Annotated in this window: 9 protein-coding genes and 1 tRNA gene; 2 read left to right on the top strand and 8 right to left on the bottom strand. The window is 52.1% G+C overall.

The window, feature by feature from the left end; translation table 11 throughout:
* Positions 1–6: 6 nt before the first annotated feature.
* Together CIL02_RS07750 and CIL02_RS07745 are read left to right on the top strand one after the other, a co-directional pair.
* Positions 7–1,017 (top strand): S41 family peptidase, encoded by a 1,011-nt coding sequence (locus CIL02_RS07750; protein ID WP_094400587.1) that lies wholly within the window; start codon positions 7–9, stop codon positions 1,015–1,017.
* 63 nt (positions 1,018–1,080) lie between these two features.
* A tRNA-Leu gene (locus CIL02_RS07745) sits at positions 1,081–1,162 on the top strand.
* Positions 1,163–1,206: 44 nt separating this feature from the next.
* Here CIL02_RS07745 and CIL02_RS07740 read toward each other — a convergent pair.
* The 8 genes from CIL02_RS07740 to CIL02_RS07705 form a co-directional block, all read right to left on the bottom strand.
* On the bottom strand, positions 1,207–3,345 hold the full coding sequence (locus CIL02_RS07740; protein WP_170935043.1) for a glycoside hydrolase family 66 protein: 2,139 nt from the start codon (positions 3,343–3,345) through the stop codon (positions 1,207–1,209).
* Positions 3,346–3,529: 184 nt separating this feature from the next.
* Entirely contained in the window at positions 3,530–4,417 is an 888-nt protein-coding gene (locus CIL02_RS07735; RefSeq protein ID WP_094400583.1) for a SusF/SusE family outer membrane protein, read from the bottom strand.
* Between the two features lie 28 nt (positions 4,418–4,445).
* Positions 4,446–5,828: a SusF/SusE family outer membrane protein gene (locus tag CIL02_RS07730; RefSeq protein ID WP_094400581.1), complete on the bottom strand. Its 1,383-nt coding sequence runs from the start codon at positions 5,826–5,828 to the stop codon at positions 4,446–4,448.
* A 12-nt stretch (positions 5,829–5,840) separates the two neighbouring features.
* Positions 5,841–8,450 (bottom strand): glycoside hydrolase family 31 protein, encoded by a 2,610-nt coding sequence (locus tag CIL02_RS07725; protein WP_094400579.1) that lies wholly within the window; start codon positions 8,448–8,450, stop codon positions 5,841–5,843.
* A 13-nt stretch (positions 8,451–8,463) separates the two neighbouring features.
* Positions 8,464–10,518, bottom strand: a complete 2,055-nt coding sequence (locus CIL02_RS07720) for a glycoside hydrolase family 97 protein (protein WP_371589217.1) — start codon at positions 10,516–10,518, stop codon at positions 8,464–8,466.
* A gap of 125 nt (positions 10,519–10,643) precedes the next feature.
* Positions 10,644–12,062, bottom strand: coding sequence for a glucan 1,6-alpha-isomaltosidase (locus CIL02_RS07715; protein ID WP_094400575.1), 1,419 nt, complete (start codon positions 12,060–12,062; stop codon positions 10,644–10,646).
* Positions 12,063–12,068: 6 nt separating this feature from the next.
* Positions 12,069–13,253 (bottom strand): SusF/SusE family outer membrane protein, encoded by a 1,185-nt coding sequence (locus CIL02_RS07710; RefSeq protein WP_094400573.1) that lies wholly within the window; start codon positions 13,251–13,253, stop codon positions 12,069–12,071.
* A gap of 21 nt (positions 13,254–13,274) precedes the next feature.
* Positions 13,275–15,011: a RagB/SusD family nutrient uptake outer membrane protein gene (locus CIL02_RS07705; protein ID WP_094400571.1), complete on the bottom strand. Its 1,737-nt coding sequence runs from the start codon at positions 15,009–15,011 to the stop codon at positions 13,275–13,277.
* Positions 15,012–15,028 lie beyond the last annotated feature (17 nt).

Here is a 15,028-nt window from a genome sequence, read left to right as displayed (position 1 = left end):
CCCACAATGAGACAACTACTGCACAACCTCCTCATGGCAGCATCCATCCTGCTGACATTAAACGCATGTATTGACGAGGACGAGTTCGACGACACTCCCAACGGTAACTTCGAGGCTCTGTGGAAGATTATCGACGAGCACTACTGCTTCTTCGAATACAAGCAGGTGGACTGGAATGCCATACATGACAAATATCAACGACAACTGGCAGGCAACGTCTCCGATGACCAGCTGTTTGAGGTGCTCGGAAACATGCTTGCCGAACTCCGGGACGGACACGTAAACCTATACTCGCCCTTCGACGTGGCACGATACTGGACATGGCACGAGGCATACCCCTCGAACTACTCAGACTCACTAATCACACACTACCTCGGCACGCACTACCGCATGGCATCGGGCATGAAATACCGCATCCTCGATGACAATACAGGCTACATACGCGTGGCATCGTTCGCCAACGGCATCGGCGCAGGCAACCTCGACGAGATAATGCTATACCTCTCCTCATGCCAGGGGCTAATCATCGACGTGCGCGACAATGGCGGAGGACTGCTCACCAGCGCGGAGGAGCTGGCCGCACGCTTCACCAACGAGGAGATAACCGTAGGCTACATGCAGCACAAGACGGGACGCGGGCACAACGACTTCTCAAGCATGGAGGTACAGACTCTGAAACCCGGACGGGGACTAAGGTGGCAGAAATCAGTCGTCGTACTGACAAACAGAGGAGTTTACAGCGCAGCCAACGAATTTGTGAAATACATGAGGTGCTGCCCCAACACCATCACCGTTGGCGACAGGACGGGAGGAGGCGCGGGACTGCCTTTCTCAAGCGAGCTGCCTAACGGCTGGATAGTAAGGTTCTCGGCATGCCCGATGTATGACGCGCAAGGCAACAGCACGGAGTTCGGAATAGACCCTGACTGCAACATACAGCTCACCGAGAGCGACCGCCTCAGCGACCGTGACACCATCATTGAATTTGCGCGCCAGCTCATTAGGAACAAGAGGTGAAGAAAAAACTTGGGCAAAAAGTCTTGTATTAAAAAAATTATTTGTACCTTTGCACACGCTTTTGCGCCTGTGGCGAAATTGGTAGACGCGCCAGACTTAGGATCTGGTGTTTTGCGACGTGTAGGTTCGAGTCCTATCAGGCGCACAACAGAGGGAGACACCCATTCGGATGTCTCCCTCTTTCTATCTTCAAGCCGCCATCGGTGGCTTATTATTTTGGCTCAGCTTGCTGTAGTCACCCACTGCCGACACCTTATTCACAGTAATCCTCATGTCTTTCAGGTTGAGGGTGACGTAGTAGTCGCCGTCTTGGTTTACAGTAAACTGATAGTCGATATATGGCACATTGCTCTTGCTGACAAGCAGATTAGCGGTGCTTATGCCATCGTTGAACTGAAAGTCCTTGTATTCGGCATAGTAGCTGGAGTTGGTAGAGAAATCCTTGCCGTTGACAAACTTGAACTTCTTGCCTGCCTTAAGAGTCAGCTTGGCGTTGTAAGTGTTTCCGTCGGCGCCCTTGGTCATCAGAAACATACGTTCCGCACTGTAGTTGCTGAAGTCCTCGCCTGTGACATACATGTTGTCTTCCACGGATGCCGCCTCGAAAACCACCATTGTCCAGTATTCGAGCGACGGCACTGTAACGGTCACCTTGTTGCCGTTCTGTGTGAACGGCAGTTCGAGGGGTGCACCTCCACAGTTGTCGGGTGTAGCCGTCCACACCTTGCGTATCTGCCTTATAGTCTCGAAGGTGAAGTTGATGTTGGTTTGCTTTTTTGGCGCTGGTCTTGTACCGTTGAGGTCACGCCACGAGAGGTCGTCGGTGTTGCTGAAGTTGAGCAGATGTACCACCTGGTTGACACCCACGTTCTTAGCAAATGCCGTGATGTGATAGCTTTGTGGCGGCCATGCGTTGACAGCATGGGTGGTAGAGCTTACCGAAGGCTGAAATACGCCCTTTGAGCCTATGCCGCGAAGCAGGTTCTGATAGCCGGTCATGAAGTCGTAATAGTGTACGAGCCGCTGTTTCAGCTCGTCGGTCATAGCAAGTGGCTTTGCGGGGAAATACTCCCTTGTCAGCATGTGGTCGCCCATCTCAAGGTGAGAGCCACCGATGGCGAACATCACGGCATCGGTAAGCAGCGCGCCGGGAGTGTTGACATTCTGGTCGGCAAAGTCCCAGGCATGGTCAGCCTTGTCGTAGTTGATGTAGGCTGCATATACCGTCTGCAGGCTATGGTCGCTCTCCTTGTCGTTGGACTTTATTATTTCATAGAGGCTTTCAAAAGAAGGCTGGGTGTCCCACACCTCGTTATAACAGAAGTCGACAGTCCGGGTACCGTCGTCGAGTTTGGCATCGCAGATGTCGTGGGTGCCGTAGCCACCTACGCAGTTCATGACAAGCCGCTTGTCTTTGCGGTGACCCTTCATCGCCTTGAGAAACAGACGGTAGTTGTACTGAAGGTCTATCATATTGCCGTTTTTCTCGAACACGTCACCACGTCCACCAAGCTGATCGATCTGATAGCCGTCGAAGTCGTAGTTGGCATAAACATCTCCGTTGCGGTCCATCAGATAGTTCTGCCAGTTGGGGTTGCCGGGGTTCATGAGGAAGATGTTGCTCTGCCATGAAGACGGCAGACCGTGATAGTCCTGGTAGAGGTTGCCGTTGCTGTCTTTCTTGTACAAGCCCCACTCCGCACTGACGTGATCTGTCTCGTAGTCTTTCCATGCACCGAAGCAGAGGTTATAGAAGATAGACTTCATGCCGTAGCGGTGCTGCACCTCGATGTATTTCTTCACATACTCGGTGCCTATCCAACGGTTGCTGACATCCTGATACCAGGCTACAAAGTTGCCGTTTTCATCGAACTTAACCGGTCTGTGGTGTTTCCAGTGCCAGTCCTGAAACTGCACGCCGTTAATATGCAGGCGGTTGAGATATTTCATCTCTGCCTCGATGTTGGCGTACTTGTCGATAGTCTTGTTGCAGTCGTCGAACTCAGCCACGAAGCCGTAACGCGGGAAGCGTGTCCAGTCGGACGACACATCGACGGCTATCGTGCCGAGTATGTGCTCCTTGGTATCTTCGACGTAATAGATATCGACTAAATAGCCCACGAAGTCGTTGGTTGGCGGTTGCCATTTCCATGTCTTACCATTGGTGAAGGTAAAGGCGTCTTTCTGTATTATGTCGTTGCCATGGCGATAACGCACGAAGAGCGTCTTCCCTTCTGGAACTGTTCCTTCGGAAGTGAACGTCACCGTAGAGCCGGGCGAATAGCATGCCTTGTCGGTGCTCAATGACAGCGTCTGCTCTGACACCATGCCGTCTGCTCTTGCTGTTAACGGCAATAATAACATGCATACCATCAACAGCAAGAAAGATATACAATGTCTGAAAATCACAACTACTTTTTATTCTCTAACAAGTTGACGAGTTGTTATTCTTTCCGGTTATTGTCAAGGTAAAACCATCAGAGCAGCAACTTGTCAACTTGCAAAACTTAGGTTATTTTCTATTAATTGTCTTCACAACCCTGTTGCCCTGACGTTTTATGCATATACCCTTTGCAGGAGCAGACAACCTTACGCCGGAGAGGGTGAAATAGTCTGCTGTGGCATTGGCTGTGGTCGCCATATTGGTTATTCCATTCGCAACGTGCTCCACGATGGAGATTGTGAGGTTCTTGACATCAGCCTCAACGTCGTACTGTCCTGCCTTTGAGATGTTCCACTTGTTGTCGTCGCCTCCGAACGTCATTTTCGTATCGTCGGCAGCATCTCTCTGGTAGAATGTTTGACCGTAGCCGGTATATTTGTTTACGGCAATTTTCATCTCGCCTTCAAGAAGGTCGACGGTACCACGGAACACCATTGGGTTGTCGTCGGAGGGTAGTATCATCGTAGCCTTGCCAAGCTCCCATCCTCCTGTTGTGGCTGAGCCTACGAGCCAGAGAGCGGTGTGCTTTATCTCGTCGTCCTGATATGCAGCCTTTGTCACGGTGACGGTCTTTGCCGCAAGGTCGCACACGATGCTGTAGTTGGCTGTCTCGCCAACCTGGAATTTGTTATCGTTGCTGTTGTCGTCGGACGACACCAGGGCGACACTGACTCCGTCTGACAATGTCACACCAGCATCGCCTGCACGGTATTCCAACTTGCCCCACTCTGTCTCGGTGAGGAACTTGAAATCGCTGTTGGCCTTAAGACTTACGGTTGCCGTGAATACGTCGGGCTGTGCGGCATCGTTCATCATCACGATGGAGTTGTCAATGGACCAGCCTCCCCAAACTCCGTCTCCTACAATAAGAAGGCGTTCGGCAGCCTGAACGGTTAATGTACTTGCTGCAAGAAGCATGCAGCCTAACAATCTCTGTGTAAACGTTTTTGTTTTCATAATGTTTTGTTTTTGAAAAGTTATCTGTTTAAAGAAGCACTCTCTTACATTGTGTGGAAACTGTCACTAAATATACGCCATGGGTGAGACGACGCGAGGTGAAGGGTTGTGGGCGGTCTACCCTTCCCTTGCAGACCAAGGCTCCGTCGACTGATGTCACTACCACGTCGGCTGCCGAACTGTCGGCTGTAACGACAATGGATGATGAAGAAACCCTTATCTTGAATTTCTCGTTGCGGGCTGCATCAGGAATGCCGGTAACGGATGGCTCGCCTATGCCATATCCGACAGCACTTACCAATTGTCCGCGAAGAGTTTCCTTTGCAGTGTTGAGAGTGATGCGGTAATAGCCCGACTGGGGTATTGTCCATTTAACATCGGAACCTCCTGTGGAGCGGTAACAGCTCTCGCCTATTATCGCTTCGTCTGCTGTGTAAGGATGGAAGTTGACGCTTCCCCAGTCTTGTGCCGTAAGGATCTTGAATTTGTTGGGTTCTTCCCTGTTTTCTCCCCAGTCGGTCTTGAGCGTTCCTTCCCATACCATCTCTTCGGGCGAAGTTGCCGAAGGGGAGAAACGTATGGACTGCGGGGCTGTCCAGTAGTTCCAGCCAAGGGGGCAGCAGCCTCCCACTAAATATAGTTCCTTATACTGCCGGAAGCGGCGTGCGTAAACGTTAGCGTCTTCAATAATTCCGTAAATGGTGTATGTGCCGGGTATGCTTACGCTCCATCCCTGCCGCTGACATGACGATACCGACTTGGTAAGGGACGAGCTGCACGCCGTGCCGAAGGTGATGTCTACGCCGTCGAAGAGGGGTGTGTAGAAGGTTGTTTCGGCAGTCGCTTCGGGCGTGTCCTGCAATATGATGTTGCCGGGTGTGAGTTGAAAGGTTGCCTTGTATTCGGCATTTCCAAACAGCGGCAAGGCTACTGTGCTGCCACCGAGTGCCGACCCTGTTGCATAGAGTGTTGCGGGGAGCCGAACGGGCTCTTCCAACTCACGTACTGACATCATCATGGTGTTGAGGTCTACGTATATGGTATAGTCGGCTGTTTCGGAAGGCACGAACTTGAAGTCGCGGCTGCCGTCGAGTGCCCAGTCGGCAACATAGGTCAACGTGTATGTGCTGCCTGCCGAGACTGACTGTCGGCAAGAGGTGCCGAAGATATGCTTATGGAAGTCGCGGGCGTTGAGGAACTTGAACTCCCGACCGCCTTCGAGTTTTCCGCTCCAGCGGAATACGCCTTCTGCTATCCTGTCCATTTCCGGTGTCTCGCCGATATTCCACTGGTACGGGGTGGCATCACCGATGATATATAGCCGGGACAGTTCCATGGAGTTTGACATGTCGGCTGCCGCAGCAACCGATGCCGTGACCATGAAACATAACTGTAAAAACAATTTCTTCATATCGACGTGGGGTTATTTATTTTTTGCGAATTTGTTGACATACGTACTGTCGTCTGCCACCACCTTACTTATATATAACCGGGGTTGTAGCATGGAGAGGTCTACGCTGAAGCCGTGAACATTGTTGTAGATGCCGTCGAGCATCTGCTTGCCGTTGGTATCGCTGACAGAGAGCAACACGTTCTTTGCTCCTTGTGGGAAGGAAGCCACGAGGCTGTTTTTCTGAGCATCGTAGCTTACCTTGGGCTTGTTCAACGAGGCATTGTCCACTGCTGTACCTTCGGGGTATTCTACTACAACGGTGCTTTCGGAAGAGGTGTCTGCCGTGGGCACGTCGAAAGTGATACTCCGTGATGCCGCATCGTAGAGATATTGCGCAGCTACTCCGTTGACCTTGACGGCAAGCGGTGCGACGCTGTTGTATATGTGCATCTCGTAGGAACGTGATTGCGGAGCTTTTGCACAGGTTCCCTGCCGGGGATGGATCACGTATGTCGCCTTATCACCGGAAATGGTCTGGGTAAAAAGCGTGGTGGCATAATTCGTGTCGTAGTCGGCATTGTCGCCGTCGTCTTCATAAAGGCAGAACGAGCCATCGGAACCGTAGACGGCATTGAGCACCAGCCTGTCGGGTCGCTCCGTGACGTTCATCACCGAAGGGGGATTATATGGTATGATGGCTCCCTGTCGGAAAAAATAGGGTATCTGGGCATCGGTAAATGCCATGCTGCGCTTGCAGGGGCCCTGTATCAGCTCGTTGGTCGACACGCTCCACCACTTGCCTTCGGGGAACCATATCTCTTTCTCGGTAAGTCCGTTTGCCTGCGGCCTTGTTGTTATGGGTGCGACAAGGATGTCGTTGCCGAACATATATTGTCCTTCATATTCATAGGCCTCGTCGGCTTCGGGATAGTCGTAGTAGAGCGGACGGCATAGCGATATGCCCGTATCGTAGGCTTCGCGTGCCATGGTGTAGAGATATGGGAACAACGAATAGCGCAGGCGCACAGCATCGAGGATGGTCGGGAAGTTCGGGAATTTCCATATACGACGCTCTATGCGTGAGTCGGCAGTGGCGTGGGTACGGAAGATGGGCGTGAACACTCCGAACTGTATCCAGCGCAGGACGAGGTTGGGGTTATTGATCAGCTCGTCGTTGCTGTACATGTGGCCTCCGAGGTCATGTCCCCAGTAGCCATAGCCCACATTCGATGCCGTGGCTGTGAAATAGGGTTCGAAGTCAAGTGCCTCGTAGCTGATGTTGGCATCGCCTGAGAAGCCTATCTGATAGCGATGGCTGCCGAGACCTCCCCAACGGTGGAAGATAACGGGACGCAGGTTGTCGCGCTTTTGCGCTTCGTTGAAGAATACGTGGTTGCACCAGAATGTCTCGCTGAGAGAATTGGTGTAGGGGCTGGTAAGATACTGCTGCCAGTCGAGCCACCAGAAGTCGACACCCTCGCTCTCGTGGTCACGGATGATGGTAGAGAAGAACGACTTTGTGAAATCCTGCCAGTCGAGGCTCCAGCTGATGTTGTCTTTGTTGCTGTTGAGGTACTTGCCCGAGAGCTGGCTGTTCATCTGCTCGAAATAGTATGGCGACTCTGTCTTGTTGATGCCGTCGGCAGGATGAAGGTTCAGTGCCGTCTTGAAATTGTTAGCGTGCATCTCCTTAAGCAGTCCCTTGGCATCGGGGATGAGATTGGTGTTCCACGACCAGCCCGTCCATCCGCCACGTCCTTCAGACATGCTTGAGGCGTTGCCGTTCCAATGCCAGTCCATATCGAGTATCATCACATCTGTCGGTATATTGTTGCTCTTCAGGTCGCTCATTATCTGGCGGTAGTCATCGGCAGAATAGGAGGCATACTTGCTGTACCAATATCCGAAGACATAGTCGGGCGGAAGGGGTATGCGTCCGGCTATACTGATGTAGTCGGCAACTGCCTTGCGATAGTTTCTGCCATATGCGAAGAGATAGACATCCATGGCATGAGCGTCGGCACGTTCGTTCCACCAGGGGTAACCCATGTCGGCATCGGGGACAAGAGCATACGAGCGTCCGCCGTCGGAACGCGTTGCGCTCCACGAGTCGTCTACTACTGCCCAGCCGGAGCGTGATATGACTCCGGCTTCCATATCCGAACGCTTGCTGTCGCCCGTCAGTCCGTCGAGGGTGCGGCAGGTTCCTTTGAGGTTCTGTGGGTCTGGCTTACCAGGATACCAGTAGGCTGGCGTGCCATTGTTGTCGATGGTAACGGAGAGGTTATCGGGCGAAGCAGGCACGGTGCGGGGATCGCTGCCCTTGCGGTACTTGAGTGAGAGACGTTCGGTTGTAATATATAAATAGGTGCCGTCGTCGGTTGTCATATACGAAGGAACGTCGAGGTTGCGGTTTACTATGGTAAATGTGGCACGATCTTCAAACTGTGCCGTTTCGCTGTATTCAATGCGTACCAACTCTGGTGTGAGGACTGTGAAGCGTGCACCGCCGCATGTGACGACAGCGGCAGGATTGGCAAGAGGACTGGGGGCTGTACTCTGTGCGCCTGCCTGGGCGGCAGACACAGCAAAGAGTACAGCTGTCACTATACGGAAAGAGAGTGATACTGTTTTATTCATAAGGATATATTTTTCAAAGAGGTATAATACTTACGGCATATCCTCCACCGGGTGCAGCCTTCAACTTCAGCACCGTCTTGGCAGTAACGGTGCGTTTTGTTATGGTATATGCCTTGGGGTTGGTACGGAAGTCTGCATCCTTGGCATCAGCGTATATTGTGGCTTCATACTTCCTGCCCGGCTCGAGGAAGTCGAGTCTGAGGACTGACTGATGACCGTTCTCTGCTGCGGTACAGCCAAGGAACCAGTTATCTGTACCCTTTTCCTTTCGGGCTATGGTTATATACTGTCCTGGCTCGGCTTCGAGATATCGACTTTCGTCCCAGTCGATGGCGACATCCTTGATGAACTGGAAAGCGTCGCTGTAACGCTCGTAGTTCTCGGGCAGGTCGGCAGCCATCTGCAACGGGCTGTACATGGTGACGTAGAGTGCCAGCTGGCGTGCGAGGGTTGAGTTTATGTTATGGTGCTTTCCGGGGTCTACCTTGCTCATGTCGCCCTCGAGGATTCCGGGTGTATAGTCCATGGGACCTCCCTGCAGGCGCGTAAAGGGCAGCACGGTTGTATGGGATGCCTTGTTGCCGGCAAACGACTCATACTCAGTGCCGCGTGCCGACTCGTTGCCTATGAGGTTAGGATAGGTGCGGCAGAGTCCGGTGGGGCGCACAGCCTCGTGGGCATTGACCATGATATGGTGTTTAGCTGCTTCGGTGACGCAGTACAGGTAGTGGTTGTTCATCCATTGTCCGTAGTGGTGTTCGCCACGCGGAATGATGTTGCCCACATATCCGCTCTTCACCGAGTTGTAGCCGTATTTGTCCATAAGGTTGTAGGCTGCATCAAGGTGGCGTTCGTAGTTGCGCACCGACGATGATGTCTCATGGTGCATCATCAGACGTACACCCTTGGAATGGGCATAGTCGTTGAGAGCCTTGATGTCGAAGTCGGGATATGGTGTCTGGAAATCGAAGACGTAGTCCTTGCTGTGTCCGAACCAGTCTTCCCAGCCGATGTTCCATCCTTCGACGAGAACCTGCGAGAAGCCATGTTGGGCGGCGAAGTCGATATACCGACGCACGTTGGCATTGTTGGCTGGATGGTTTCCGTGTGGCTTGCACTTGGTGTAATCGGTAGTGCCGATGTGGACTGAGGGTAGGTCGTTGGTGTACGACCATGCCTTGCCACCGCCTATCATCTCCCACCACACACCGATATACTTGACTGGGGTTATCCATGATGTGTCGGTATATCTGCATGGTTCGTTGAGATTGAGTATGAGACGTGAGGCAAGCACCTTGCGTGCATCGTCGACAACCATGATAGTTCGCCAAGGTGTGGTGCATGGGGTCTGGCAATGAGCCATGTTGCCCTGTGCGTCGGGTGTAAGCTGGGAGCGGAAGACGAAGTTTTTGTCGTCGAGGTCGAGATGCATGCATGAATAGTCTACGAGGGCTGCTTCATGGATGTTGATGTACAGGCCTTCGGCTGTCTTCATCTGCAACGAGGTCTGCACCCCAGTGGGTGAGAAGAAGGTCTGTGAGGCGTTGTCGCATTTGGCTGCTTCCATAAGTCCTCTTATCTCCGAGAGCTTCGACTCGGTATAGTCGTATTCCTGTGTGTCGTAGTCGCCGGGTATCCACCATGCGGTATGGTCGCCTGTCATGGCAAATTCCGTGTGTTCGGCTTTTACGACGAAGTAAGGCAGATATACCTGCTGGGGGAACTCGTAGCGAAACCCTACCCCATCATCGTAGACGCGGAAACGGAGGTTCATGAAGCGACCGTTGGACGGTTTCTCCATCTCTACAAGCAGCTCGTTGTAGTGGTTGCGTATCTCTTTTTCTTCACCCCATACGGGCTGCCACGTCTCATCGAACGATGTTGTTGAAGTATTGTTGATACGGAACTTGTCCATCAAGGAGTTTTCCTCGTTGAGTTCCATTCCGAGCCGGCTTGTCTTCACGACGGGCATCCCCTTGTAGTCTACCTTGTAGGTGGGCACACCTTGCTCGGTGAGACTGAAGGAAACGCTGAGGTTTCCGTCGGGCGATGTCACAGTCTGTGCCATTGCGACATTGACAAACAGGGCACAGATAAATGTTAGATATTTCATTTTCAGGATTATTATTCTTTTAAGTGTCCTTTAAGTTGACGAGTAATTATTCAAGTCAACTTAAAGAACACTCGTCAACATTATTGATCTGATAACTTCACAATCTTACATCCATGGGCAGGGATATTGGCTGACACAACAGAAGCCTTGCCTTCGTCGGTATGCTTCCAGAGGTCGCGTACGTTTTTCTCGCCGCTGATACCTATGTCGGAGAGTTTCACTGATACCGAAGCAGTATTGTCGCTGCGGTTGAATAGTCCGACAACATAGTCGCCATTCGTCATCTTGCCATACCATATCTCGTTTTTCTTGTCGCCAAGTTTGTCGCTCAGTGGCTTGCCTACGAAACCGTCCTTGTTGAGTGCGAGGAGCTCGTCGTTGACATAGAATTTGAGGTTATTGCCTATGGTAGAATACTGGTCGGCTGCCGCTACGGGTCCACCTGCCATGAGCTGTAGGGAAATGACTGTTTCGCGTTCAGCGTCGGTATCGAACTTGTTGAGTCGGATGAAGTCGCCGTCGAGTATTATCTTGTTGCGTCCCGAGAGATGCGACCAGTAGGTAAAGCCGTCAAACTGGTTCATGCACTGCGGCCAGTTGGCATACGACTTGCCTTTGTCCTGTGCCGACGTGTGCCACCATCCTCCTCCACCAGTGTCGCATACTATGCGCATCATGTTTCCGTAGCGTGCTTCTATCTCAGCATCATTGAAGTTGTGGGGCATGACGAGCGAGGTGAAGATGCCGTATTTCTTTGCCGACTCGGCGATGTAAGCCATGGCGCGTGCATAGCTCTCGCGACCATAGCCTCGTCCCACTACACCGATGCCGCGGTCTTTGCCGTCTTCGTACCACGAGAGGAAGTCCATGCGTATGAATTCCACGCCAAGCTCCTTGTAGTGTTTGAAGAAGCCGTCGATATATTCCTTTGCTCCCGGGTTTTCCGCCACTATCCAGTGGAACCACATATCGTCTACTCCGGGGTTAACCACCTGTGTAGAGCCGTTATAGTAAAGGTTTCCGAAGGTATAGTCGGTACCTTCAATCTTTGTGTCGCGCGGTCCGTGTATCCACAGCGGGTTGTCGTATACGCCGAGCTTTAGTCCCTTTGCCTTGCATTTTGCTACAAGGTCTTTGAGCGATATGGAGCCATACTGCGTCATATATCCAGAGTTGTCGGTGGCAAGCATGGCGATAAAGCCGTCTGTACATATCATGTCGTAGCCGTGAGGCTTGAGGTTGGTTGCCACGAAGTCGATTATCTTGTCCCATTCTTCGGGAGAGATGTCGATGGTGCCGACACCCTGGCGTTCCTGGTCGTAGCAATATTCGTAAACGCTCCAATAAAGCGGTGCCTTTACATTGTCGTGGATACCCTCCACAACGGGAAGGTCGGGAAGTTCGTACTTCGGTGGATAACGCATCTCGACGTCGTCGGTGCAGGCAGTGAGCAGCATGAGTGCCGCTCCTGCCAATATGGAAATCATATTTCTTTTCATACTCTTTTATTTTTTATTCACTGTAATCGTCCACTCTTTGAGGTTGAATGTGATAAGGTATCTGCCTGCTTCCTTCACGTGCCACTTGTCGTCGGGTGAAGTGGTGAATACGAAATCGGGTGAAGAGACTCCCTCGGACGTGATATCTACATTGTCGGCTGCAGGACGCAGGAATGGGCACGAGAAGCTTCCGTCTTTCACTATACATGCCTTCATGTCGCCCTGAACAAGCTCACCTTCCCATGTGAAAACGTATGGGTCTGTCGCACTTTTGGTGAACTGTGTGGCATTGTCCATGCTCCAGCCGTTGGGTGTGGCATCACCTATCATATATAGGTTCTCTGTCTCGATCGGCTCCTTGGTCACGGTGATGTCGGCAAGATATTCTGCCTTTATCGTCCAGTGCTCAAGATCGAAGGTCAGGCGGTAAATGCCATGGTCGGCTATCTTCCACTTGTTGTCGGGACCGGTTGTGAACACGAAGTCGTTACTCTCTACTCCATCCTTGCCTATCTTGCAGTCGGCAGACGACGGACGGATGAACGGTACATCCCAGCTGCCTTTCTCCAGACAGGCTTTCATCTCTCCGGGCTTCAGTTCGCCTTCGTATTCGAAGATGTATTTCGACTTCATTACCAGTTCAGTGGGGTTGTTATTGTCCCAGCCGTTGGGTGTGGCATCGCCGAGCATGTAGAGCACGTCTGATTCTATGGCCTCGACTACCGGGGCATCGTTCTCACCAAGGAACTGTGTTGACATTGTCCAGTTGCGGAGGTTGAAGGTCAGACGGTATTTTCCGGCATAGGCGACTCTCCACTTGTTGTCGGGATCACCGGAATGCATAATGAACTTCTGGTCTGTTATGTCGGTCTTCGATATCTCTGTGCCTCCTACCTCAGGACGGATGAAGGGTGCATCCCAGCTGCCTGTGGTAAGACAGAGCTTTATCTCGCCTTTGTACAACGACCCCTCCCACGAAAAGACGAGTGCATCGTCGGCAGAGGCTTCCAGCGGTGTAGGGTTGTCGATGTTCCAACCGTTTGGCGTAGCGTCGCCTACCATGAAAAGGCATGAGGTCTTTATGGGCAGGTCTCCCTCTATGATAACGGGTTCCTGCTCGCCTTCGCACCCTGTAAGGAAGAATGCGAACGCTGTGGCGGCGAGAGTGGAAATGATATCTTTTGTTTTCATATTGTTACTGTTTTATCGTTATTACTCATTATAGCCCGGGTTCTGCTTCAATGCAGGGTTGGCATTAAGTATAGGACGCATGATGGGGAAAATCTCTGTGTGATTGTCGGCATCGGGGGTCTTGTCCCACCATGTTCCGCTCGAGAACTTGCCGAAGCGTATGAGGTCTATCCTGCGGCGGCTTTCGGCAAAGAACTCACGTCCCCACTCGTCGAGCATCTCGTCCATGTCGAGGGCTACATTGCCTTCGGGTGCATACAGCACGTCCTGATAGTTGGCTGAAGGATAGTTGCGACGGCGTACATCGTTGAGCAGTCTTGCTGCATCTGCCTTCCTGCCCTGACGCAGGCGGCACTCGGCAAGAGAGTATATAATCTCGGGAAGACGTATCTCCGTGTAGTCGCTTTCCATCTGATGTGTGTCGTCATCGCTATAGAAAGGATATTTGGCAAAGTGCCATCCGGAGTTATGGTCACCGTCGCGCAGTGTGCTTGTGGTCACTGTAAGCCATTTGTTGGGGTCGAGTCCCTGGAATTTTCCGACGGCGTCGCGTATGTAGAGTTCGTAATCCACCTCGGGTGCCTTGACACGTTTTGTGGCTCCGTTGTCGTCCTTGTATTCAAGATAACCATACAGGAAAAGTCCTTCACGGCTGCTGTTGCCGAGGTTGCGGTAGAGCTTGAGACGCTTGTCGCCGGCATATTTGCGGAACTTGTCGACGGTCATGCCAAGCTGGTAGTTGAGCTTGACGCCATTGGGAGCATAACTTGGAGAAGCCGCATACTTCGTATTGTGGTCGCCTGCCTTCGACTTGGAGTCGCCAAAGTAGTAACGGGCACGTGCGGGAACAGTCCACCAGTAGGTGTCGCCCTGATATTGCCAATAGGTGTAGCCGGCATCTGCAGGGAAGCCGAAGATGACTTCATCGCAGTTGTCGTTGTTCCAGTCGAAAGCGGCATCCCAACGGTTGGCAATCTCGTATTTTCCGTATTCACCGTTGATAATCTTCTCTGCCACCTCGGCACACTCGTCGTATTTGCTTACCCCTATGTAGGTCTCGGCATTGAGATACAGGCGTACAAGAAGGGCTGCCGCACCTGCCTTCGTCCACTGTCCCTGTATGGCGGAGTTGGTACCGAGCTCGCTCTTTTCTACAAGCATAGGGATAATCTCCTTCAGTTCGGTCTCGATGAAGGCAAAGAGCTTGTCGGGGGCTACCTGTCCCTCGGTGTTGAGCGAGACATTGTTGTAGCTAATGGCAAGTGGCACGTTGCGGAAGGCGTCGAGAAGACGGATATAGAACCATGCACGCAAGGCACGGCACTGGGCCTTCAGATTATCGAACTCTGCCTGCGAGAAGCCGAATTTGTCCGGTGACAGGGTGCCAAGGTCTTCGATGACATAGTTTGCCTGCATGATACCCTGGAAACATCCGTTCCACTCTGTCTGTGCGTCTCCTCCGTCTTCAACATTCCACTCGTGGTAATGCAGACGACGCCATTTGCCGCCATCGTCCCACCATCCGTCGCGGGTGGGTGTGATAAGTTGATCGGCTGTAAGCTCGTTGAGCACATGACGGCTTTGGATGCTCCAGAAGGCATGTTCGAAGGGACGGAATGTCGCACGTACGACATCCATCTTGGTGTTGTAATAGTTCTGTGTGCCTACCTGGTCGTACAGGGTCTCATCGAGGTCGGTACAGCCCGACAGTGTAGCGACACAGATTGCAGCAGTGGCTATATAATTGTAAATCTTCATATCTTTATCTGTTTTTT

The sequence above is a fragment of the Prevotella sp. P3-122 genome (genome assembly GCF_002251365.1).
GTDB lineage: Bacteria > Bacteroidota > Bacteroidia > Bacteroidales > Bacteroidaceae > Prevotella.
The sequence above is the reverse complement of the archived record's forward strand: the minus strand, read 5'-3'. Positions and strand labels throughout refer to the sequence as shown.